The organism is Sphingobacterium multivorum, from assembly GCF_039511225.1.
Taxonomy (GTDB): domain Bacteria; phylum Bacteroidota; class Bacteroidia; order Sphingobacteriales; family Sphingobacteriaceae; genus Sphingobacterium.
The window spans coordinates 725545-749217 of sequence record NZ_CP154261.1; the positions used below are offsets into that span (position 1 = coordinate 725545).

Below are 23673 nucleotides of genomic sequence, written 5' to 3' on the forward strand. Positions count from 1 at the left end.
AATTTAATCTACTATATTTGTAGACTATATAATTTAAACACATTTAAAAAATAAGATTATGAGTTTAAGATTAGGGGATGAAGCGCCAAATTTTAAAGCGCAAACAACCATTGGTGAAATAGACTTTCACGATTATATCAAAGATAGCTGGGTCGTTTTCTTTTCGCACCCATCAGATTATACGCCGGTATGTACTACAGAGTTGGGCCGTACGGCAAAATTGAAATCTGAATTTGACAAGAGGGGTGTGAAGGCCATTGCGCTAAGCGTCGATAATGTAAACGATCACTTGAATTGGATTAAGGATATCAATGAAACGCAAAATACCGAAGTGAATTTTCCGGTTATTGCTGATGAAGATCATCATGTATCCGAATTGTACGATATGATCCACCCAAATGCTTCCGCAACAGCGACCGTACGTTCCGTATTTATTATCGGTCCTGACAAAAAGATCAAATTGACGCTGACCTATCCAGCATCAACAGGTCGTAATTTTGATGAAATTTTACGGGTCATAGATTCTTTACAGTTAACTGCCGATTATCAGGTCGCTACGCCCGCTGACTGGAAGCATGGTGAAGATGTTATTGTTGTGCCAGCGATCAAGACAGAAGATATTCCTGCTAAATTTCCAAAAGGCTTCAAAGAGATCAAACCGTATTTGAGAACGACGCCACAACCTAATCTATAGGGAGTAAGCCCTTGGAATTAAAGAACAAAAAAAGGCAACGTTGAAAAACGTTGCCTTTTTTATAAGTTATAAATGCCTCCTAATAGACTTTAACCATGTAGATATAGTCTTGCATTTTCTTGATTTGTTCTGTCCTTGGTAAACCTGCCAAGCTATTCTTTTTGTTGATCTTAAGACCGGTAACCAGTGAATCACTTGGTATGTCCGCTAAGGCGTTCAAGATTGATTTCGTTTTGATTGCAAAGGCGGCACCATCTATGCCACGTTGTTTTCCGGAAATAATACCAATCACATTACCTCTGCTATCCAATACCGGACCGCCACTATTACCTGGATTGACAGGTACGGAGATCTGATAAGCGATGGTATCACCGGCATAACCTGTTGATGAACTTAGGTATCCCTGACCATATACTGCTTCGTCCCGAGGAAACCCGATCGTATAAATATCTTCACCAAGATCTGAAGTCGACGTTTTGAATGTGTAAGGTAAGCTTTTAGCTTTCTTAAAGGCCTTATCTGCGATGTATAAGATAGCCAAGTCTTTGCTTGGATCGGTGTGTACGATTTGTGCTTTATACGATTCGCCTTTACTATTTTGTAAATAGATCGAATCAGCCCCGCTAATGACATGGTAATTGGTGACGACATAGCCATCTGTCGTCAACATAAATCCTGTTGCACCAAACTGGCTTTCGGTACCTTTTACAGATTTTTTGTCATTGATATCCCTGATAGCAGCATTGTGTGCGTTGACGTTCTTTTTGACATTGTTCATGTCTCTACGTAATGCACTGTAATCGGAAGATGCTTTCTCGAGGTTGCTGTAATAACCGCTCAGCCATAATGTGCCAAATACTGCAAATACCGCTACCACTGCAGCCACTAAAGAACTTGCTTTGATGCGTTCCCAAAGTGAAATTACCGCTGATTGTTTTATAGGAACTACCTTTGCGGCTTTGTTTTGGGTTTTATGGTATTCTTTTGCTGATTGTGCTAATGCATTTTTGAAATCCAGCCGTTGACTGGTTTCTTTCATATTGGCAACAAATTCGCGGTGTTGTTGTAATTGGGCAGCATAGGAGGGCTGATCAGCACAAAAAGATTCAAATGCAGCTTTTTCTTCGGCCGATAATTCGCCACGAAGATACTGGTCTGCTAATTCGAAAAATTCTTTTTGATTCATTGTTCCCATGGTGTTACACTAATTTTAATCTGTTGAAAAAAATATTTTTTTCAGCCGTTGTAGGCATTTATACTTCTGAGTCTTGGCATTATCTGTATTGGTGTAACCAAATTTATCACAGATGTCCTGCATCGAATGGTTTAAGATGTAGAAATCATGTAAGATTGTCTTACAAGGTTCTCCCATTTTCTCTAAGGCAAGTTCCATTTGGTCGAACTTCTTTTCAAGTTCTTGATGCTGTTGTAGATCTTCTTCCTCAAATAAGGAATCTTCATAACCGCTAATGTCACTGTTGCCAAAACCAGCACGATTGAGTTGCTTAAGCCAAAGCCTTCTGCAAATCGAGTAAAGATATGTTTTAAGTTTGCTGCTGAGCTCAAAGTTCCCTTTGGAAACTTTATCGTAGAGCACAATGACAGCTTCTTGAAAAATATCTTTCGCTTCATCCTCACTTCCATTGTTTTGCAAGATCATATGGCTTATAGACGGATAGTACCGCTTGTAGATAGCATCTATCGCCAAGCTGTTGCCGTCTTTGATGCCTTCAATGATTTGCTCATCATTTTCTAGCAGGACTGATTTACTGAATTTACTCACCTATTAATACCTTAATGCTTAAATTGTAACCCTTTGAAAAATAAAATTCTTCGAAATATTTTCAAACGTAAACTTTTATTTGTTTAAAGCGAAATCTATCCCCAAAAATAAGGCTTATTCCTTGAAACCGAAAGCATTTGTTTTTTATTGGAATCAGCTTCTTTTGGGAGGACATCGTTATTTTTCGCCGGGTCAATTTTTTACGTTTTTACATTGTTTTATTTACGATCCTCAAAAGGAGATCTTATAGTACAATTTTAAAGTTCGATATGATCTTTTTTGTATCGAAAAAGTTTCGCAATCGAGTGCTTTAATAATCTGCTTGTTATTACTACAAAATGAAGTTACATTTGGTTTCCTGGACTAAATTGCTTAATTACATTATGTTAAGAAACTCTGTTATTTTTTCAACGATTCTAGCCTCATTGCTGTCGCTGGACACTACCGTCACGATAGGGCAAACGATTACCTCATCTATCGACGGTTTCCAGTATGGAGCTACAGCAGCTCCAAAAGGGAATGAATGGGAATCGCCTCAATTATTATCACTTAATAAGGAGTTGCCGCATGCGTCGTTCTTCTCCTTTCAGAACGTAGAAAGTGCGCGAAAAGTACTTCCCGAGCATAGTAACTATTGGCTTTCGCTCAATGGATCCTGGAAGTTTAACTGGGTAAAGACCCCGGAAGAGCGACCAAAGGACTTTTATGATCCGAATTATAATGTGGGTGCCTGGGAATCTGTTCCAGTCCCTATGAGCTGGAATATTTATGGTATACAGAAGGATGGAAGCTTAAAATATGGTGTACCTATTTATACCAACCAACGTGTGATCTTTCATCATCAAGTTAAGGTCGATGATTGGCGCGGCGGAGTTATGCGGACACCAGCCCAAGATTGGACAACTTATGTCTACCGTAATGAAGTGGGATCGTACCGACGTAACTTTACAGTACCTACTCATTGGGACGGTCGTGAGGTATTTATCAATTTTGATGGTGTAGACTCCTTTTTCTACCTGTGGATAAATGGCAAATATGTCGGATTTTCAAAAAATTCCAGAAACGTCGCATCTTTCAATATCTCGCCTTACTTAAAAAAGGGTGCTGAAAATGTGTTGGCTGTTGAAGTTTATCGGAGTTCGGACGCTTCCTTTTTGGAAGATCAGGATATGTTTAGATTGCCCGGGATATTTCGGGATGTTTCGCTGACTTCAACGCCAAAAGTTCAGATTCGCGATTTAGCGGCCATTCCAGACTTGGACAGCAATTACGAAAATGGTTCGTTGAAAATTACGAGTACTGTACGCAATCTGGGTAATAAGAAAGCTGAAGGGTATAAAGTAGTTTATTCACTTTATAAAAATAAACTATACAGTGACGAGAATACCCTTGTTGATCAGACAGAAGCTTCATCAGCTGTGCCAGCCCTGGATGGTCAAGTTTCCAATAGCATAGTAGCAACGTTGAACGTCAAAAATCCGGATAAATGGTCTGCCGAATTACCTTATCGGTATACTTTGGTGGCTGAATTGAAGGATAAAAAAAACAAAACGGTTGAGACTATTTCTACCTACGTTGGATTTAGAAAGGTTGAGATTAAAGATACCAAGGCTGCGGATGATGAATTTGGCTTGGCCGGACGTTATTATTATGTCAATGGTAAGACGGTGAAACTGAAAGGCGTCAACCGTCATGAAACCAATCCTGAACATGGCAAAGTAGTGACCAGAGAACAGATGGAAGCTGAGGTAAAATTAATGAAACGGGCGAATATCAACCATGTCCGGAATTCGCATTATCCAGAACCTGCTTATTGGTATTATTTATGCGATAAATATGGAATTTATCTCGAGGATGAAGCCAATATCGAAAGCCATGAATATTATTATGGCAAAGAGTCTCTTTCTCATGTTCCTGAATGGAAAAATGCCCATGTAGCCCGTAATATCGAGATGGTGCATTCGACCATCAACCATCCGGCAGTGGTTATCTGGTCTTTAGGAAATGAAGCCGGTCCGGGTGATAATTTCGTGGCCGCCTATCAGGCTATCAAGAAAATCGATACGTCAAGACCTGTTCAATACGAGCGTAACAATACAATCGTTGATATGGGCTCCAATCAATACCCCTCAATAGACTGGGTAAGAGGAGCTGTAAAAGGCACTTACAAATTGAAATATCCATTTCATATCTCGGAGTATTCACATTCCATGGGTAATGCCGTTGGTAACCTAATTGATTATTGGGAAGCCATCGAATCGACCAACTTCTTTATGGGCGGTGCCATTTGGGATTGGATTGATCAGGCCATGTATTATTACGATAAGAAGACCGGCGAACGCTTTCTCGCTTATGGCGGCGACTTTGGAGACAAACCCAATGATGGAACTTTTGTCAATAATGGGTTGATCTTTGCCGATATGAAACCTAAGCCACAGTATTTTGAGGTCAAGAAAGTGTACCAAAATGCGGGCGTAAAGGCTGTTGATATTCAACAGGGGAAAATTGAGCTTTTCAATAAAAATTATTTTAAAGATCTATCCGATTATCAGGTTCAATGGTCGCTATATAAGGATGGGGTAGAAGTAAAAAATAGTGCAGGTACAATCAGTGCCGCTGATTTGCCGACAGCGCGCCAGCGTAAGCAGCTTGTATTGCCAATAAATTATGCACAGTTAGATGCGGGATCGGAGTATTTTGTAAAAATACAGTTTATCCTCAATACGGATCGGCCTTGGGCAGCCAAAGGTTTTGTACAAATGGAGGAACAACTGTTTGTCAAAGCGGCTGAAAATAAACCGTTGATTTCCGCTGTTGCATTAGGGGGGGCTCCGTCGCTTTCCAAAGAAGGTGATTTGCAGGTGGTGAAGGGAGATCAATTTATCGCGAAGTTTGACAATAAAACAGGCTCGATATATAATCTAATGTATGCCGGTAAACAAGTTATCCGCGATGGCGAAGGCCCAAAATTGGATGCACTACGTGCTCCGGTTGACAATGACAACTGGGCTTACCAACAATGGTTTGAAAAAGGATTGCATAACCTTAAACATAAGGTTTTGTCGTCAAACAGTTATACCAAGAAAGATGGAACAGTTGTATTGGCGTTTACGGTTGAATCCCAAGCCCCATATGGTGCGTCTTTGTTGGGGGGAACTTCGGGAACCTACACGCTTAAAGAGCATACAGATAAGCCTTTTGGCAAAGATGATTTTAAATTTACAAGCAATCAGATCTGGACAATTTATAAGGATGGCTCTATTGAATTGTCGTCGAGTATTACATCCAATAATGCAAGTGTTGTATTAGCTCGATTGGGATATGCTTTGCAATTGCCGACCGAGTATGGCAATTATAGTTATTATGGACGTGGACCGATCAATAATTATGCTGATCGGAAGACAGCACAATTTATTGAATTGCACAAAAGCACTGTAAAAGATCAGTTCGTGCCATGGCCTAATCCGCAAAATATGAGCAACAATGAGGATGTGCGTTGGACAGCATTGACAAATAATGCTGGACAGGGAGTTGTTTTTGTTGCGAAAGAGCATTTATCAACATCCGCTTTGGACTATAGTGAGCTTGAGTTAACCTTTGCACCGCACCCTTATCAATTACCAAAGAGTTCGGGCGTACACGTGCATCTTGATGCAGCTGTAACAGGACTTGGTGGTAATAGCTGTGGACAAGGGCCACCGTTAGAAAAGGACCGTGTGAAAGCAATACCAACGGCTATCGGTTTCATTATCCGTCCGATTCAGAACAATGATATGATAGCAAAGGCTCAGGTAGCGACTGCCGGTGATGCGCCCATTTCGTTGGCAAGAAGTTCAAATGGAGAAGTTTCTATTCAATCGGGAAATAAAAATGAGACCGTATTATACAGTTTGAACAATGCAAAGGCAAGTGTCTATAAAGCGCCTTTTGATTTACGCGCCGGCGGTACAGTAACGGCTTGGTATCAGCAAAATGAAAAATTGAAGGTAACACAACAATACACTAAAATCGAAACCATTCCAATGGAAGTTGTTTTTGCTTCAAGTCAAGAGACTGGTGAGGGGGATGCCAAGAACCTATTGGATGGAGATCCTTCCTCGATTTGGCATACGATGTATTCGGTTACTGTAGCACAGTATCCACATTGGGTTGATTTTGATGCTGGGAGTAGCAAAACAATTAAGGGCTTCACTTTTCTACCAAGACAGGATGGACCGAATGGCGATATCAAGGATTATAAGATCCAGGTGAGTAAAGATGGGAAGAACTGGGAAGATGTGATGTCCGGATCTTTTGAACGGAATAAAAAATTAAAAACTGTTCGATTCGAAAAGCCTGTGAAAGGACGTTATATCCGCTTTACAGGACTTAACTCCCAACGTGGTGATGATTATGCTTCCGGAGCTGAATTTGCTGTTATCGCTGAATAATTTGCTTTAAATCGCATATTGAGCCAGCACCTGTCAAACAGGTGCTGGCTTTTTTGTTGGCGACCTAGGATAAGATTAAATAGTGCGATCGATATGTCTGAACGATCGTTTCGTTTCACGTAAGGTAAGGTCTCGGGCGATAATTTTGCAAACTTATTACATATAATGTTCGCGCACTTCTGTATTTTTAGGCCAGTTTAAACCGAGGCAAACCGGACAGTATGGAAATAAATAAACTTGATAATGCGCCTTTTACGGCATACCAAAAACTTGTGGTCTTTTTATTGGCCATGACACAATTTACGGTCGTGCTTGATTTTATGGTGATGTCACCGATGGGGGATATCCTTATGAAAGCCATCGATCTCAAACCAGCTCAATTTGGGATTGCGGTTTCGGCCTATGCTTTTAGCGCGGGTGCTTCTGGTCTGCTGACCGCGGGCTTTGCCGATCGTTTTGATCGAAAGAAGCTGCTGCTTTTTTTCTATTCTGGCTTTATTATCGGGACCTTCTGCTGTAGCTTTGCTAACGATTACTGGACTTTGGTCGCTGCTCGAATCATCACGGGCCTCTTTGGAGGGGTCATTGGTTCGATCTCCATGGCTATTATCACCGATATCTTTACGCTTCAGCAACGTGGACGTGTGATGGGCTTTGTACAGATGGGCTTTGGCGCCAGCCAGGTCCTAGGCATTCCGATAGGTCTGTATATCGCAAACAATTGGGGCTGGCATAGCGCCTTTTTATGGATTGCCGTGATGGCTTTGATTATTGTCATTATCATTGCAATTAAACTCATTCCGATTACAGCACATATCGGTCTTCAGAAACATCAATCTGCGTTAAAGCACCTTTGGCTGACTTTTTCACAGCGAGAATATCGTATCGGCTTCGCTGCAACAGCCTTGCTATCCATTGGAGGTTATATGATGATGCCTTTTGGAAGTGCTTTTGCAGTCAATAACCTCAAAGTTAGCCATGAGCAGCTGCCGATGTTGTTTATGATTTCGGGTGTCGCTTCATTGATTATTATGCCTATCGTTGGGAAATTGAGCGACCGTTACGATAAGTTTAAGATTTTCGCGTTCGCTTCCCTTTGGCTCATGGTTGTCGTATTTATCTACACGAACCTAGGTGTTACTCCATTTTATATTGTTGTTATCTTAAACATTTTAATGATGGCGGGCATTTTAAGTCGGATGACGCCTTCTTCCGCTTTGATCACGGCTGTTCCGGAGATGAAAGATCGGGGTGCATTTATGAGTATCAGTTCATCGTTGCAGCAGCTGGCAGGAGGTGTGGCAGCTTCGCTAGCAGGTGTAATCATTGTTCAAGAAACAAAAGAAAGCCCCTTGGAACATTATCCTACATTAGGGATGAGTGTGATTCTGCTCTCTATCATCGGTATTTTTATGATCTACCGGGTGAGCAGTATGATTAAAAAGCGAAAAGCCAATTCTTAAAACAAAATTGTTCTTATCGTTATTAGTACTTAAAATATAAATTGCTAAAGAGAGATGGAATTATGGAAAAAATAGTTAGATATCCACATCCAAATGGAGAGATAACCGTTCTTTGGATACCTGAACGCTGTGCACATGCTGCGGTTTGTGTGAAGAGTCTCCCAAATGTGTATCATCCGAAAGATAGGCCTTGGATCACAGCCCAAAACGCCAGTACAGCTGAATTGATTGAACAGATCAAGCATTGCCCTTCTGGAGCACTTCAGTACGAATTGAAAAAATAATAGTTGTTGTATTGTTAAGGCAAAAAAAAAGCATCATTTATAATTAAATGATGCTTTTCTTGTTGGCGGTCTGGACGGGACTCGAACCCGCGACCCCATGCGTGACAGGCATGTATTCTAACCAGCTGAACTACCAGACCAACAATGTGTTTTTAAAATTTTAGCGGTCTGGACGGGACTCGAACCCGCGACCCCATGCGTGACAGGCATGTATTCTAACCAGCTGAACTACCAGACCTAAAATCTTAAGGATTGTTTTTAATAATTTTTGGCGGTCTGGACGGGACTCGAACCCGCGACCCCATGCGTGACAGGCATGTATTCTAACCAGCTGAACTACCAGACCTAAAAATCTTAAAAACTTATTTTTGTTAAAGAACGTATGAGATTTCTCTCTCTTTTGAAGCGGTCTGGACGGGACTCGAACCCGCGACCCCATGCGTGACAGGCATGTATTCTAACCAGCTGAACTACCAGACCTCAACCCTTCTCCTCAGAAGGTGTGCAAATATAGCGTTTGTTTACGTATCTGCAAAGATTTTTTGAAAAAAAACTAATCTACTTGACCGTCTTTCATCTTCTCCGCATTCTCCGCAAACTGCAATGCATCGATAATTCCTTGAATATCACCGTCCATAATTGCCGGTAAGTTGTACATCGTCATTCCAATACGGTGCTCCGTTACGCGACCTTGTGGGTAGTTATAGGTACGAATTTTTGCCGAACGGTCTCCAGTAGATACCAAAGTTTTTCTTTTTGCAGCGATGTCGCCGTTCTTTTTGTTCAGCTCGAGCTCGTAAAGTTTGTTTCGCAACATCTCCATCGCTAACTCACGGTTGGCTAATTGGGAACGTTCTACCTGACAAACAACAACGATACCCGTCGGTTTATGCGTCAACTGTACCTTTGTTTCTACCTTGTTGACGTTCTGTCCACCGGCACCACCCGAACGGGATGTCTGTAATTCAATATCACCCGGATTGATCTCAACATCGACATCTTCAGCTTCAGGAAGAACTGCAACAGATGCTGCAGAAGTATGTACACGACCCTGTGTTTCCGTATCCGGAACGCGTTGTACACGATGTACACCTGATTCGTATTTCAATTGTCCGTAAACGTCTTCACCGATGACTTTTAAGATCACCTCCTTATAACCGCCAGAAGTTCCTTCAGTAACGTCCATTACTTCGTTGCGCCAGCCTTTGGTTTCGAAATAACGTGTGTACATGCGGTAAAGGTCGCCAGCGAATAAGGCTGCTTCATCACCACCTGATCCACCACGAATTTCGATAATGGCGTTTTTCGCATCTTCAGGATCCTTCGGAATCAACATTAAGCGAATTTCTTCTTCTTTTTCTTCTTTTGCTACGTATAAAAGATCCAATTCCTCTTTAGCCATCTCACGAAGTTCTTGATCTTTCTCGTTCATGATGATGTCCTTATTGGTATCAATATTACTCACCATATTTTTGTAAATATGGTACTGATCCACGATTTTGCCCAAATCTTTGTACTCTTTATTCAATTTGGCAAAACGTTTCATATCTTGCATGGTATCAGGGTTGCTCAATTCGGCTTCCACTTCTTCCCATCTTTCTTTTATCGCTTGTAATTTATCTAACATATATCAAAAATGCTTCTTCTAGGAATGTATGACCTAGATTACTATTGAGTGTACAAAAGTAAGGAAATTTTGTTGCTTTTAAACAACCTAGCCTGCTATTAATGAGAGGAAACTGCTTTTAGTCCCACGATGGAAGCAATCAGCGTGAAAATAAAGAATATGCGCCAAAAATCTGCCGGCTCCTTAAAGAAGATGATCCCCATTAAAACGGTACCTACTGCACCTATTCCGGTCCAAACAGCATAAGCTGTGCCTAAGGGAAGTGTCTGTGTAGCTTTGATCAATAAGCCCATACTTGCAAATAAGAATACGACAAAGGCACCGTACAAGAGCCATTGCGCATTTCCGGTTGCATCTTTGGCTTTACCTAAGCAGGTCGTAAAGCCGATTTCGCATAATCCACCCAATATTAAAAATACCCAGTTCATATCTTTTTTTGATTTTTTGTTTCGATACAAAGATCCGGCTTTAGGGCGATAATAATTTTTACAAATGTTAAAAATTTGTGTGAATATTTGCGCGAATCCGGCTTAGGGTAACCTGACTGACACCGAGATAGGAGGCGATGTAACCAAGTTTGATCCGTTGAATATATTGGGGGTATTTTTGAAGTAACTCGGCATAGCGCTCTTGGGCAGTATTAAAGAGCTTGGACATGGTTCGTTGCTCGGCCTTGATAAATTCAAGTTCAGCCATCTTTCTTCCCCAGTTGGCAATGGCAATATCACTTTCGTAGAGATCAAAAAGTTGCTTTTGGTCTATCTGATAAACAACACTGTCCTCCAAAAGGTCTATATTTTCATAACCTGGGGTATCATGTACATAACTATTCATGGATATGAGCGTTCCACCGGGTGAAACAAAATCCAGGGTAATCTGACGGTTGGCCGTCTCGTAGTAAACGCGGGCTAATCCGGAAGCCAGAAAATAGATGTGTTTTTGAATTTTGTCCTGTTCGATCAACAGGCTATTTCTTTTCGCTGTGATTTTCTTACTGACCTGCTCCAATTTTGCAGCACTTTCGGGTGTTAGGAAGTGGTAACCATTCAGGCAATCGGATAAAGAAATTAGGATTTGCTCGCCCATTTTTCCAAACGTAAAGTTTCACCATCCCATACTGCATAGGTATGGTAATTGATCCATTCCCCTAAATTTAAAATACGGCTATTGGAGTTCAGTTCAACATCATAGGGGAGATGTCGATGACCAAAGATATAATAGTCGTGATGTTGGGTTGACTCCAGCTCTTTGGCATAGCCAATCAGCCATTCTTTATCTTCGCCCAAAAACTTTTCGTCTTCATTATTCGAAAGCCTGCTATGTTTGGACCAGCGTGTTGCGATTCCGATTCCGAGATTTGGGTGCAACCGCGCAAATAACCATTGGCATAGACGGCTCCGAAATAGTTTCTTGAGTATCTTGTATTTGTAATCCCCGGAACCTAATCCATCGCCGTGGTGAATATAAAAGTGTTTTCCGTTGAGTTCTAATTCCAGCTCATTGTCGATGATTCGAACATTTAATTCCTTTTTGAGATAATCAAACATCCACATATCGTGGTTTCCTTTAAATAAAGTAATGGGAATGCCGAGATCCGAAATTTCGGCTAATTTACCCAAAAAGCGGATATAGCCTTTCGGGACAACCGTGGCATATTCAAACCAGAAATCAAAAATATCACCAACAAGATAGAGCTGTGCAGCATCTGTTTTGATCTGGTCGAGCCACTGTATAATTTGCAGCTCCCTTTCCCGTGAACGTTCCAAGGGGTAAGATCCAAGATGAAAGTCGGAGGCAAAATAAATTTTTGTTCTTGTTGACATGTGGCCAAAACTAAAAAAAATGGAGGCGAATACAAAATGCGCCTCCACAATATATTTTGCTATGATTTAGATAATTCGGTGATGAGCGCCTTTAGATATTCCGTAGCATCGGGATCAATGCGCTTCAAGGACTGCTGAAGTTGATCTGGATACGCACTTTTTATTGCCATGATTGAACTTGCGATAACCATATAGGATTTGTCGGAGACAGCATTCAGAATTAGACTTTTATATTTTTTATCTTTTGTCTGTGCAAGCTTTTGAATCGCAGAGGCACGGATAACAGAGGCCTCAGATTTCTCTGCAAGTGTCAAGATGGTTTTTTCTGTCGACTTGCGAACCGCGGGATTGCTTAGATCGAGACCTTGAATCGCTGTTGCAGCAAGGTCTGCATCGGTATCCGCCAATGCTTTTGTTAAGATTTGCTGGCTGATGGTATTTGTCGGATTTTTTGAGGCGTATGCAATCGCACCGACGCGGTTAGCAAATGAAGGTGCATGCTCATATTGATACAGATAGTCGGCATCTGACTTATCGATTTGAATTTGACCAACGAGTGTTTTTTCGGGATCGATATCAATAAATTCAACAGCAGCAGGTAACGGAATCATAAATTGGGCATTTCGCTTGTTGAGTTGAAAGGTCTGTCTGATCTTACCATTTTTGGTATAGATATCGACGGCCAAAGGAAGTTGGAATGTCTGCACGGTTGAATCTTGTATTTGGGCTACATTCAAGATAATACTGTTCTCTCCGTTTCTTGTCGTGATTTTCAAAATTGGATGTCCACCTTGGTAATACCATTGATTGAAGTACGGAGCCCAGTCTTTTCCGGTCACCTCTTCCATCGCTAGACGGAGCTGTTGCGGTTCGCCGGTTTTAAAGGAATTGTCTGTCAAGTATTTTTTCAACGATTGATAGAACGCTTCATCACCCATTTGTTCTTTTAAGGCGTAGAGAATCAATGAGCCTTTTGCATAGCTGATATTATCAAACATATCTTCTTTATCATGATAATAATAACGGGCTAAAGTCGGACTTTTTCCATTTTTAGTCGATTTGAGATAAGACTGGAGTTTTTCAAATCTAGATTTATCGCCACGATCTTTACCACCATCGTGCTCACGCCAGATAACCTCGCCGAAAGTAGCGAAGGATTCATTCATGGTTAAATTGGACCAAGATTCTGCTGTTACCAAATCGCCAAACCACTGGTGAAACAGTTCATGGGCAATCGTTCCCTCCTGATTATCGTCCAACAATTCGCGTTTCGTCTTCTGTACATGTTCGCCATGTAATGTTGCACTTGTATTTTCCATGGCGCCTGAGACATAATCGCGACAGACAATCTGCGCATACTTATTCCAAGGGTAAGGAACGCCTAGAGTCTTGCTGTAAAAATCCATCATGGCCGGTGTCTTTCCGAAAATATCCTTGGCATAGGGTGCATATTTCGGTTCCAGGTAGTAATCAACAGGAATATTATTGTACTTGTCCTGATAGATTTTAAAATCACCAACGGCCATCATAAATAGATATGGAGCATGTGGCAGATCCATTTTCCAGGTATCTGTACGGGTACCATCACTATTCTTCTGTTGACTGCTCAATGCACCGTTCGATAAACTGACATAATTGTCAAGAACGGTCATGGAGATTTCAGCCGTCGTTTTTTGGTTGGGGCGATCAATCGTCGGGAACCAGGCGGATGATGCCTCGGTCTCACCTTGTGTCCATATTTGACGGGGTTTGTTTGGCGTATGCTCATCTGGATTGATAAAATAAAGCCCCTTTGCATCGTTGATTGCCGCGCTGCCCTGAACTTTTAATAAGTTGGGTTTTGCTGTGTAATCGAGGTATACGGTATATTGCTCCTTAGCAAGGTAATTACGGTCGAGCTTAATCCGTAGAGAGTGATCATCATAGGTATATTTTAAGGGAATCAATTGTGAGCCATTGACCAAAGAAACCTGTTTAATATCCATGCCTTTTGCATCAAGGCGGAGGGAGTCTGTTGGGTAGAAATGAGGTTTTAATGTAACCCACTCTTTTCCATTGAGGAATTGATTGGTATAGTCAAAACGCACATCGAGTTTGGTGTGGACAAGATCGTTGATCTGAGTGGGAGTGGATCGATATTGTTGATCTATGGAAAGTTGTTGTGCTTCGCTTATTCCAATTTGAAGAATGGAAATGGACAAAGAAAGGTATACGACTTTTTTGAACATGGTTATAGTATTTTCAAGATTTAAATAAATCTAAAGAAATTTCGGTTGTGATAAAAATATACGCTGCAGAAATGTGTTTAATGCTACTATGAGCGGCTCATGTTTTATTTATCTATTTATTTATTCGCTTTGATGTAGGTGGTTTGATTGCTAGCGTAAAGGACAAGCGGGAAGTGATGGATCGAGGTTTTTTAGTTCTTATTCGAGGAATAGAAAAAACTACCTGAGGTAGGTAAGAGGTCGATAAATTTGTTTATATTCAACTCAAATTGAATTTTCAGATGCTAGGTGAATAAAACTTAGATTGGTTGAAACAAGTATAAAGGTTTTATGAAAAATAAGAAATTTGGTCTTATCCTAATGATGATAGGTATGGCAGGTACAGCGACGACTGGTTATGGACAACAGTTGACATATCCGACGACAAATAAAGGAACTGTCGTGGATGAATTTTGGGGTGAAAAGGTAGCAGATCCTTACCGCTGGCTGGAAGATGACCGTTCAGCTGAAACAAAAAGCTGGGTACAGGCAGAGAATAAAGTGACTTTTGACTATTTGAATGCAATTCCATTCCGTACAAAATTAAAAGATCAATTGACCGAAATATGGAATTATGAAAAAATAGGAACTCCGTTTAAGGAAGGTGGGTATACATATTTTTTTAAGAATAATGGCTTGCAGCAACATGCTGTGCTTTACCGTAAACTAGGGGAGGGGGGAGCCGAAGAAGTTTTCCTGGATCCAAATACATTCTCGAAAGATGGATCGACTTCATTGGCTGATGTTTCATTTTCAAAGGATGGGAGCTTAGTCGCCTATTCTATTTCTGAAGGTGGATCAGACTGGCGAAAAGTCATTGTGCTGAATGCCAAAGATAAAGCGCCTGTAGGTGAAACGCTCGTGGATGTCAAATTCTCTGGTATTGCATGGAAAGGAAATGATGGTTTTTATTACTCGAGTTACGATAAGCCAAAGGGATCTGAACTTTCTGAAAAAACAGACCAACATAAATTATACTACCATAAACTTAAAACAGCCCAATCTACAGATAAATTGGTTTTTGGCGGTGCTGCAACACCGAGACGGTATGTCGGTGCTTCATTAACAGACGATCAACGTTACCTGATTATTTCTGCTGCAAATACGACATCAGGAAATGAACTTTATTATCAGGATCTCCAGCAACCGAATAGCAAGATTGTCTGCCTACAAGATCATTTTGATGCCAATACAGGTGTCGTTGACAATATTGGGGATAGTTTCTTATTGGAGACAAACTACAAGGCTGCCAACAACCGTTTGGTAAGAGTGGATTTGAAGAATCCTGCAAAGGAGAACTGGAAAGATGTTATTCCAGAAACTGAAAATGTGCTTTCGATCAGTACTGGTGGAGGCTATCTTTTTGCAAATTATTTGAAAGATGCGGTTTCAGTGGTGATTCAATATGATTATACCGGTAAAAAGATTCGGCAAATAGAATTGCCTGGTGTCGGTACAGCGAGTGGTTTTTCGGGTAAGAAAAAGGAAAAAGAAATCTATTTTGGTTTTTCAAATTATATTACACCTTCTTCAAGCTATAAATTTGACGTGAATTCCGGTCAGTCTACTCTTTATATCAAACCTAAGGTGAAGTTTGATTCCGATCAGTATGAATCGAAACAGGTTTTCTACACATCCAAAGACGGTACTAAAGTTCCGATGATTATTACGTATAAGAAGGGGATGGTTTTGAATGGCAAAAACCCGACGATTGTGTACGGTTATGGAGGCTTTAATATCAGCTTGACACCTGCCTTTAGTACTTCCGTTGCGGTGTGGCTGGCAAATGGCGGTGTTTATGCTGTTCCGAATTTACGTGGGGGCGGCGAATATGGTCAGAAATGGCATGATGGCGGCAGACAGTTCAATAAGTTGAATGTGTTTAACGATTTTATTGCCGCCGCACATTATCTTCAGGAGAATGGTTATACGTCACCCGAGTATACCGCTTTATCGGGGGGATCTAATGGAGGGCTTCTTGTTGGTGCAACAATGACAATAGATCCCAAAGTAGCCAAGGTCGCGCTTCCCGAGGTCGGTGTTTTGGACATGTTGCGTTATCATACCTTCACAGCTGGTGCAGGTTGGTCCTATGACTATGGTACAGTCAGTGATAGCAAAGAAATGTTTGACTATCTGAAAGCATATTCTCCGGTACATAATGTGAAAACTGGAGTTTGTTACCCAGCGACAATGGTCTTTACGGGAGATCATGATGATCGTGTGGTACCAGCACACTCCTATAAGTTTGCTTCCGAACTACAGGCAAAACAAGCTTGTGATAATCCGGTATTGATTCGTATTGAGACAAAAGCTGGTCATGGTGCTGGGCGGTCAACAGAAGTTCTGATCAATAGTACAGTTGATAAATATGCTTTTGCTCTTTGGAATATGGGCATTAAAGAAATAAAGTAAGCAGGCAGCTTCCGAGCGCTCAGAGCATTGCCTGTTGGCTCAAAATGCTGTCAGTTGCGCTATCAATAAAAAGTCCCGATCACATATTGATTGGGACTTTTTTGTCGAGTGACTATCAGCACATCTTGTTATTGCCAGGTCTTTTCACCCTTTTTCATTTTTTGTAATGTTGCTACATATTCTTCTTTTTGAGTAGCATCGGTAATGAGTGAGATCGCTTTTTCTTGCGTTTTAATTGCTTTTTCTTTTTCTCCAAGGCGATAGAGTATGTTTGCAAAAGTGTCTAGATACATGGGCGCATCTTTTTCTTTCTCGTTGGACAATTTGCTCCATTCGGCTGCCGCCTTTAAGCATGCAGGGTCATTGCAGTTTTCAAAAATGGACCAAGCCATGTTGTTTAGTTCTGCAGCGGTGATAGTTGAACCATATTTTGCAATGTATTTATTGAAGCTATCTCTTAGTCCAGGGTAATTTTTGGTATAACCGTAATAACGCGGTTGCATTTCGAGACTTGCTTTTTCTGTATTGACAGTCGGATATTTTTGCGCCAATTCTTTTTCTATGCTCGTGAAATCAACCGTTTCCTTTGCACGAATTTTGGTGTTTACTGCATTGCTAACCAACAGTTGGGACAAGAAATCATTGGCTTTTACTTTTTCACTAACGGCATCAAATTTAGCAGGATTGTCTTTGATTAAATTAAAAGCCTTAGAATCGACAACATTTGCTGCCGAAAGTAATAAACTGACATTCTCCTTTGTGAAGATTTGATCTGTAGTCAAGGACGCTAATACGACTCCTTCCGCTTTTGCCTGTGTCTCTTGATCATAAGCTTCCTTGGCTGCCACAGCCATGCTTTTGGCGATGTTTACATTTGTTGGGTCGGCATTGAATTTTGCTAATAGTGTTTCATATTGTGTATTTGGATCAAGTGATTTTTGCGCTTTTGCTATAAAGTCGTCGGCTTCACCACCACCTACGATACGATGTACCAGGGTACCTTTTGAATCAAAGATCAGAAAAGTTGGGTAGGCTCTAACTTTATAATCTTTGGCAAAACGGTCGGCCTCTTCGTACCAAGATTTTACGTCTTCATTATCATTCTTGGTTTTATCCATCTGAATTTTAGCGTTGATAAATTTAGCATTGAAAAAATCACCTACTTTGGCTTGTGGGAAGATGGTACTCGACATATATTTACAAGGACCACACCAGGTTGTAAAACAGTCTACAAAAATGAATTTGTTTTCTTTAGCCGCTTTTTCTTTAATCTGACTCCAATTGAGCCCATGCTCAAATTTGATTCCCTCGCTTTGCGCAAATAGTAGGGTTGGAATTAGAAATAGCATTAAAATCAATTTTTTCATAACGTCGGTATTTTAGATTTTTAATTTAATCGTTCGTATAGGCTGGGATAAGTTTAGTTTTCCCAAGTTTTTATTCCTTTCATCATCTTCTCTAGAGTTTCTTGATAGATAGGACGGTCATCCTCACTGGCCATTTCGATCGCTTTGTTTTGCCACTTTATGGCTTTTTCTTTTTCTCCTTTCTTATAGAGCAGATTTGCATAGGTATCCAAAAATGCACTGCTTGGATCATCAATAATTGATTTCTTGCTCCAGCTTAACGCGGATTCGATGCAGGCAGGATCACTGCTATTGTTGAAAATAGTCCAGGCAAAGGTATTTAATTGATGTGGGGTAAAATCTTCGGACGAAAGGTAATCATTGATGGTATTCTTCATGGCTACGTAATTCTTCACCTGAAGGTAATAGTGTGCTTTTATCTTCTTGAACATCGGTACGAAATCGATGTCTGGATATTTTGCCGCCAGTTCATTTTGATAACTGTCCCAGTTGGGTTCATGTTTGGCATCTATTTTAATCTGGAATAATTCGTTGACGACAACATTGGCCAGCGTGCGGTTGGCAATGCCTGGCGACTCTAATAGAATATCGATTTTCTCTTTATTGTTGCGGATAAGATTAAAAGCTTTTGAATTGGTGAATTTGGCAGCTGCCAATAAAATATGAACATTTTCCTTTTTGAATAATTCATCCGTGCCCAATGAGTTCGCTAAGGTGTTTTCTGCCTTTCGTGCTGTATTTTCATCGTAAGCGATATTTGCTGCTTTCAGCATCTGTTTGGCCGTATAAATATCTTGGGGTCTTTTCTCGAATTTTTTTAACAGCGTGTAATACTGTGTTTCGGGATTTAGTCCATCCATCACATGCCCGACAAATTCGGGAGCATCACTTGCGCCGACAATCCGGTGTACTGCCTGCCCATTGGGATTAAAGATAAGAAATGTGGGAAAGGATTGAATATTGTATTCGTTGGAAATAGCACGCGCATCGGCATACCATTTTTTGACAGTGGCATTGTCGGATTCTGTGGAATCCATTTGTACCCTAACACTAATGAAGTTCTGATTAATTGGCTGCCCCACCTGCTCTAAAGGAAAGATCTCATTGCTCATATATTGGCATGGGCCACACCAGGTTGCAAATAGCTCTACGAAGATAAACTTGTTTTCAGCTTGTGCCCGTTCCTTTATCTGTTTCCAACTCAACCCTTCTACAAATTTAACCCCCTTAGTTTGGGCTTGAGCCAAATTCCCGAATAAAATTGTAAGGCATAACGCGATTATACTTCTCATACTCACTCAACAAAAGATTCATAATTATGTTTAAGTTATTAAATTAATCTGAAAACAAAAACACCTCTGAAGTATTAATTTCAGAGGTGTTTTCGTGGACTGATAAATCGCTTATTTGATATTTATCTTCGATTTTAAATCTTTTGTTAGACCGTCTTTATGTAACATCAAAGAAGTTGTTTTATAACGTACAAATTCTTTTGATGCATATAAATAACCGTGATAGTCATTTGTGGTGCCCCAAGAGTTTTTAACAATGTAATATTCTTTTCCGTTTTGATCTTTTACAAGACCTACGATATGCATACCGTGGTCATCTGTCGTTTGCCAGTTGTCGAAAGCTTTTTGTCTTTCTTCCGGTGTTACTTTTAACTCTGGTTTAGGACCAACAAACATCGTTGACTTTTCTTGATCTGTCATTTCCTCGAAAGGTTTTTCTGGTACATAAGCTACACCGTTTTTCCAAGAGAACCCTTTTTCTGATACGTCAGTTGCCCAAGCTACCGTATAACCTTTTTGTAAAGCATTGTCAATGATGTCCGTTAAATCGTTCATCTTAACATTATAGAAACGGTCGAATGACCAGTTATCTGGAATCAACAATACGAATTGGCTGTAGTATGGATGGTCGGTCACCGAAGCAATACCTACGTAATCATCCGGATTGATACCGATTACCTGATCTGCAAAGGTGCGCGGTGTATAGGATTTACCGTTATAGTCAAATTTCTCAGGTACTTCTCCAAGATAAGAATCCATCGCAGCGGTATACGCTTTTTCCCAGTTTGGCGTTAATGTTTTGCCTTTTACTACTGCTCCTAACATCGCATCCAACATATTGGTCATCTCACCAAAGTTGTTACGTGTAGTACCGTAGTGAAGACCTGTGTAAGCAGATTGTGGCATTGTACCATATTTACGGAATGAGTTTAATACATCGTGGAATTGACCACCTTCACCCAATGACAATCCGCCATGAAGGCGTACATACGTACGTGCTTTGTCTAAATACGTGTTGCGCGCAGTATAAATTTGGGAGATCTCCACTGGTTTTTTACCCATACGGATCATCTCTGACTCCAGGAAAGAGTTACCTGAATAAGACCAACAAGTACCTGATGAACCTTGGTTTTTGATGGATGTGTTACCTAGATTGATAACTTCAGTAAATGTAAATCCAGATTTGCTATTGTCATTTTGATTTGCTTTTAGCGCATTGATCAAATTGTCTTGTGCTTGTACTTGGAATGAAGCTGCGAAAAGTGAAGCAGCTAGTACAATCGTTTTATTCCAATTCATTGTTAGTATTTTGTTAATTTAGTGTGGTGCTAAATTAAATAAATTAAATTTAGTAAGGTAAATTCCTCTGTAAAATAATTGTTCAAAAAAATCCGCTGTTTTTCTGCTAATCTTTTGCTGAAGAAAAGGATATGCATAAAGCATAATATCACATAGAAATGGTCAGAAATTTCTTCCTGACCATGCTGTTTTGTATCGCTTATAGCTTTGCGCGGACTACTGGAGTTTTTCGCCGAATAATGACCACGGGTACCTTATTAATCGCAGCTTTAATTGATTGTAACTTAATCAGCCGGTGAAGTTTTTTTTGGAAAAAGCAGCGAAGCAATGATACTCAATGCAAGTATGCTGACGATAACGATCAACGAATGCGTTGTTGTAAAACCTACTTCGGCCAACCAATGATGCAGCAACATCTTTAGACCAATGAAGACCAGCAGAAATGCTAAACCTACTTTGAGGTATTGGAATTTGTGAATAATATTGACCAGAAGGAAGAACATCGATCGCAAGCCAAGTATTGCAAAAATATTAGAGAAAAATACAACATAGGCGTCTTTGGTCACCGAGAAAATTGCAGGGATAGAATCCACAGCAAAAATCAAATCCGTAAATTCTATGACCAGTAGTACAAGAAATAGCGGTGTCATATATTTCACGCCGTTCTCTACATGGAAGAAGTGCCCGCCATCCAATTTGGGGGTTACCTTAAAGTATCGGGAAGCAAATTTAACGACCGGGTGGTTCTGTGGATCCACTTCTTCTTCCTGATTACGGTTGATAAACATTTTGACACCTGTAAAGACCAGAAAAGCGCCAAAAACATAGAGGATCCAGCCGAATTTAGCAATAAGGGTTGCACCAAGGAAAATAAATAAGAAACGCATTATGATCGCTCCCAAAATTCCCCATACCAAAACTTTATGGTAATAGCGCTCCGGAATACCAAAAGAAGTAAATAATAATACCATCACAAAGATATTATCTACCGATAGGGCATATTCCACAACGTAACCAGTAAGATATTCCAGCCCAAGATTTTTGTTGTAGAGCTCGAGACTCGCCGCTAAATCACCTGGAATGATTTTAATATCGTGATGGTGTTTGGTAATGATTTCTTGAAGGTGGTCCAAGTCATGGATGTTGTGCAATTCAAATCCATAGTGACGAAGGAGCCAATAGAAACCCAAAGAGAATAAGACCCAGATGGCGCTCATGATGCTAGCCATCTTTAGGCTAACAGGTTTGTCGCCTTTGGAGAATAAGCCTAGATCTATTGCTAGCATAAGTGCAATAAAGATGAGGAATCCGCCAAAAAACATTAATTCGTGACTCATTTTATTTTTTTCTTTCTGTTGTATATTTTACCAGCTGTTCCAACCCCGCCTTGTATTCACTGTCGGGAAAGTCTTCCAAAATTCGGAAAGCATCTTGTTGGTATTCTAGCATCTTATTTGTAGCATATTCGAGCCCTCCACTCTGGCGGACAAAGTCGATGACTTCGGCCACTTTGTGTGTGTCTTCATTATGGTTTTTAATCAGATTAATGATCCTTCGCTTTTCACTTGAAGTCACTTGATTCAAAGCATAGATTAACGGTAAGGTCATTTTCTTCTCTTTGATGTCATTGCCCAGTGGTTTGCCAACGTCATCTAACCCAAAGTCGAATAAATCGTCCTTGATTTGGAATGCAATTCCGATCTTTTCACCAAATTGATGAAGCTTATCGATTGTTTCCTGATCTGCATTTGAAGAAGCCGATCCACAGGCACAGCAAGAAGCAATGAGCGAAGCTGTTTTCTTTCGGATGACCTCAAAATAAATCGATTCTTCAATATCTAGTTTACGGGCCTTTTCGATTTGAAGCAATTCACCTTCGCTCATCTGATCAACGGCTTCCGATACAATTTTTAATAAGTGATAATCCTGATGTTTTACAGAAAGGAGCAGTCCCCTTGACAGCAGAAAATCACCCACCAAAACAGCAATTTTATTTTTCCATAAAGCATTGATGGAGAAAAAACCTCTGCGTTCGTAGGAGTTATCTACCACATCATCATGTACGAGTGATGCGGTATGCAGCAATTCTACGAGAGCAGCTCCTCTGTAGGTGGATTCATTGATTCCGTTGCATATCCCAGCAGAAAAGAACACAAACATGGGCCGCATTTGTTTGCCCTTACGTTTGATCAGGTATTGTGTAATGCGATCCAACAAGGGGACGGAGCTTTTCATTGAAGCTTTGAATTTTTTTTCAAAAGCCTCAAGTTCATGGGCAATAGGACGTTGGATCTCTCTTAATTTTGACATGAATTGGGGTGAAATACCAAAATAGTTAAAGCTTAAAGATAGTGATTTTGTTACAACTCTTCGACTGCTTTCTCAAGATTTTTGTACCATTCTTCACCATAGGTGCGGATGAGGGGATCCTTTAAAAATTTAAAGACAGGAACCTGTAATTCTTTACCAAATGAGCATGCATCTTTACAGATATGCCAGCGGTCATAGTGAAGTACGTCGAATTCGGGATAATGTGTTGTCCTGATAGGATAGAGGTGACACGAAACGGGTTTTCGCCAATGCACCTCGCCAAGTTCGTAAGCTTTTTCGATAGCGCATTTTGTAATGCCATTTTCCCAGGTCACATAAGCACATTCTTTATTTCCATCAACACAAGTGGTCGTTAGATCACCATCAACATCGACAACATACTTCCCTTGCTCTTCAATCGCTTCAATACCTTTCTCGGTCATATAGGGCTTTACTTTGGGATAAATCTCCTCCAATATAGCCTTTTCACTCTCCAATAAAGGTGCGCCTGAGTCGCCTTCAATACAACAGATACCTTTACATTTTGATAAATTACACACAAAGTCATTGTTGATTAGATCTTCGTGCACCAATACATTTCCTACTTCAATCATTCTAA

At 40.5% G+C, this 23673-nt stretch carries 18 protein-coding genes and 4 tRNA genes; 5 read left to right on the forward strand and 17 right to left on the reverse strand.

Features of this window, described 5'->3' with window-relative positions; translation table 11 throughout:
• Positions 1 to 58 precede the first annotated feature (58 nt).
• Positions 59 to 694, forward strand: a complete 636-nt coding sequence (locus AAH582_RS02960) for a peroxiredoxin (protein WP_070563280.1) — start codon at positions 59 to 61, stop codon at positions 692 to 694.
• A 79-nt stretch (positions 695 to 773) separates the two neighbouring features.
• On the opposite strand, the gene AAH582_RS02965 is transcribed toward AAH582_RS02960, so the two are convergent.
• Complete coding sequence (locus AAH582_RS02965; RefSeq protein WP_231585198.1) at positions 774 to 1880, reverse strand: trypsin-like peptidase domain-containing protein; 1107 nt, start codon at positions 1878 to 1880, stop codon at positions 774 to 776.
• Positions 1881 to 1904: 24 nt separating this feature from the next.
• Complete coding sequence (locus tag AAH582_RS02970; protein WP_115047104.1) at positions 1905 to 2477, reverse strand: RNA polymerase sigma factor; 573 nt, start codon at positions 2475 to 2477, stop codon at positions 1905 to 1907.
• Positions 2478 to 2860: 383 nt separating this feature from the next.
• Here AAH582_RS02970 and AAH582_RS02975 point away from each other — a divergent pair, with 383 nt between their 5' ends.
• The 3 genes from AAH582_RS02975 to AAH582_RS02985 all read left to right on the forward strand — a co-directional run bounded on the left by AAH582_RS02975 (position 2861) and on the right by AAH582_RS02985 (position 8654).
• Complete coding sequence (locus AAH582_RS02975; RefSeq protein WP_343321177.1) at positions 2861 to 6907, forward strand: glycoside hydrolase family 2 TIM barrel-domain containing protein; 4047 nt, start codon at positions 2861 to 2863, stop codon at positions 6905 to 6907.
• A 221-nt stretch (positions 6908 to 7128) separates the two neighbouring features.
• Positions 7129 to 8370 carry an MFS transporter gene (locus AAH582_RS02980; RefSeq protein ID WP_046672313.1) on the forward strand — a complete coding sequence of 414 codons (1242 nt, stop codon included), beginning with the start codon at positions 7129 to 7131 and terminating at the stop codon, positions 8368 to 8370.
• Between the two features lie 62 nt (positions 8371 to 8432).
• A complete protein-coding gene (locus AAH582_RS02985) occupies positions 8433 to 8654 on the forward strand; it encodes a (4Fe-4S)-binding protein (RefSeq protein ID WP_046672314.1) in 222 nt (73 codons plus the stop codon).
• A gap of 63 nt (positions 8655 to 8717) precedes the next feature.
• Here the strand turns inward: AAH582_RS02985 and AAH582_RS02990 are convergent.
• The 9 genes from AAH582_RS02990 to AAH582_RS03030 all read right to left on the reverse strand — a co-directional run bounded on the left by AAH582_RS02990 (position 8718) and on the right by AAH582_RS03030 (position 14332).
• Positions 8718 to 8794 (reverse strand) — tRNA-Asp (locus AAH582_RS02990).
• Between the two features lie 24 nt (positions 8795 to 8818).
• Positions 8819 to 8892 (reverse strand) — tRNA-Asp (locus AAH582_RS02995).
• 31 nt (positions 8893 to 8923) lie between these two features.
• A tRNA-Asp gene (locus AAH582_RS03000) sits at positions 8924 to 9000 on the reverse strand.
• Between the two features lie 60 nt (positions 9001 to 9060).
• Positions 9061 to 9134: transfer RNA gene (locus AAH582_RS03005), tRNA-Asp, on the reverse strand.
• A 73-nt stretch (positions 9135 to 9207) separates the two neighbouring features.
• Positions 9208 to 10281 carry a peptide chain release factor 1 gene (prfA, locus tag AAH582_RS03010; RefSeq protein ID WP_046672315.1) on the reverse strand — a complete coding sequence of 358 codons (1074 nt, stop codon included), beginning with the start codon at positions 10279 to 10281 and terminating at the stop codon, positions 9208 to 9210.
• Positions 10282 to 10379: 98 nt separating this feature from the next.
• Entirely contained in the window at positions 10380 to 10709 is a 330-nt protein-coding gene (locus AAH582_RS03015; protein ID WP_343321178.1) for a DMT family transporter, read from the reverse strand.
• 67 nt (positions 10710 to 10776) lie between these two features.
• The gene (locus AAH582_RS03020; RefSeq protein ID WP_084823069.1) at positions 10777 to 11367 is read right to left on the reverse strand and encodes a Crp/Fnr family transcriptional regulator; all 591 of its coding nucleotides are present in this window, start codon (positions 11365 to 11367) and stop codon (positions 10777 to 10779) included.
• Positions 11349 to 12104 carry a UDP-2,3-diacylglucosamine diphosphatase gene (locus tag AAH582_RS03025; protein ID WP_343321179.1) on the reverse strand — a complete coding sequence of 252 codons (756 nt, stop codon included), beginning with the start codon at positions 12102 to 12104 and terminating at the stop codon, positions 11349 to 11351. Before AAH582_RS03025 ends, AAH582_RS03020 begins: the two co-directional genes overlap by 19 nt.
• A 59-nt stretch (positions 12105 to 12163) precedes the next feature.
• Entirely contained in the window at positions 12164 to 14332 is a 2169-nt protein-coding gene (locus AAH582_RS03030; protein WP_343321180.1) for a M1 family aminopeptidase, read from the reverse strand.
• 330 nt (positions 14333 to 14662) lie between these two features.
• On the opposite strand from AAH582_RS03030, the gene AAH582_RS03035 reads away from it, so the two are divergent.
• A complete protein-coding gene (locus AAH582_RS03035; protein WP_343321181.1) occupies positions 14663 to 16786 on the forward strand; it encodes a prolyl oligopeptidase family serine peptidase in 2124 nt (707 codons plus the stop codon).
• A 128-nt stretch (positions 16787 to 16914) separates the two neighbouring features.
• On the opposite strand, the gene AAH582_RS03040 is transcribed toward AAH582_RS03035, so the two are convergent.
• The 6 genes from AAH582_RS03040 to AAH582_RS03065 all read right to left on the reverse strand — a co-directional run bounded on the left by AAH582_RS03040 (position 16915) and on the right by AAH582_RS03065 (position 23668).
• Positions 16915 to 18153: a thioredoxin family protein gene (locus AAH582_RS03040; protein WP_046672320.1), complete on the reverse strand. Its 1239-nt coding sequence runs from the start codon at positions 18151 to 18153 to the stop codon at positions 16915 to 16917.
• A 53-nt stretch (positions 18154 to 18206) separates the two neighbouring features.
• Complete coding sequence (locus tag AAH582_RS03045; RefSeq protein ID WP_046672321.1) at positions 18207 to 19445, reverse strand: thioredoxin family protein; 1239 nt, start codon at positions 19443 to 19445, stop codon at positions 18207 to 18209.
• Positions 19446 to 19556: 111 nt separating this feature from the next.
• Positions 19557 to 20744 (reverse strand): aminopeptidase C, encoded by a 1188-nt coding sequence (locus AAH582_RS03050; RefSeq protein WP_286752243.1) that lies wholly within the window; start codon positions 20742 to 20744, stop codon positions 19557 to 19559.
• Between the two features lie 284 nt (positions 20745 to 21028).
• Positions 21029 to 22081, reverse strand: coding sequence for a TerC family protein (locus AAH582_RS03055; protein WP_046672323.1), 1053 nt, complete (start codon positions 22079 to 22081; stop codon positions 21029 to 21031).
• 1 nt (position 22082) lies between these two features.
• On the reverse strand, positions 22083 to 23054 hold the full coding sequence (locus tag AAH582_RS03060; RefSeq protein ID WP_343321182.1) for a polyprenyl synthetase family protein: 972 nt from the start codon (positions 23052 to 23054) through the stop codon (positions 22083 to 22085).
• Between the two features lie 50 nt (positions 23055 to 23104).
• On the reverse strand, positions 23105 to 23668 hold the full coding sequence (locus AAH582_RS03065) for a DUF3109 family protein (protein WP_046672325.1): 564 nt from the start codon (positions 23666 to 23668) through the stop codon (positions 23105 to 23107).
• Positions 23669 to 23673 lie beyond the last annotated feature (5 nt).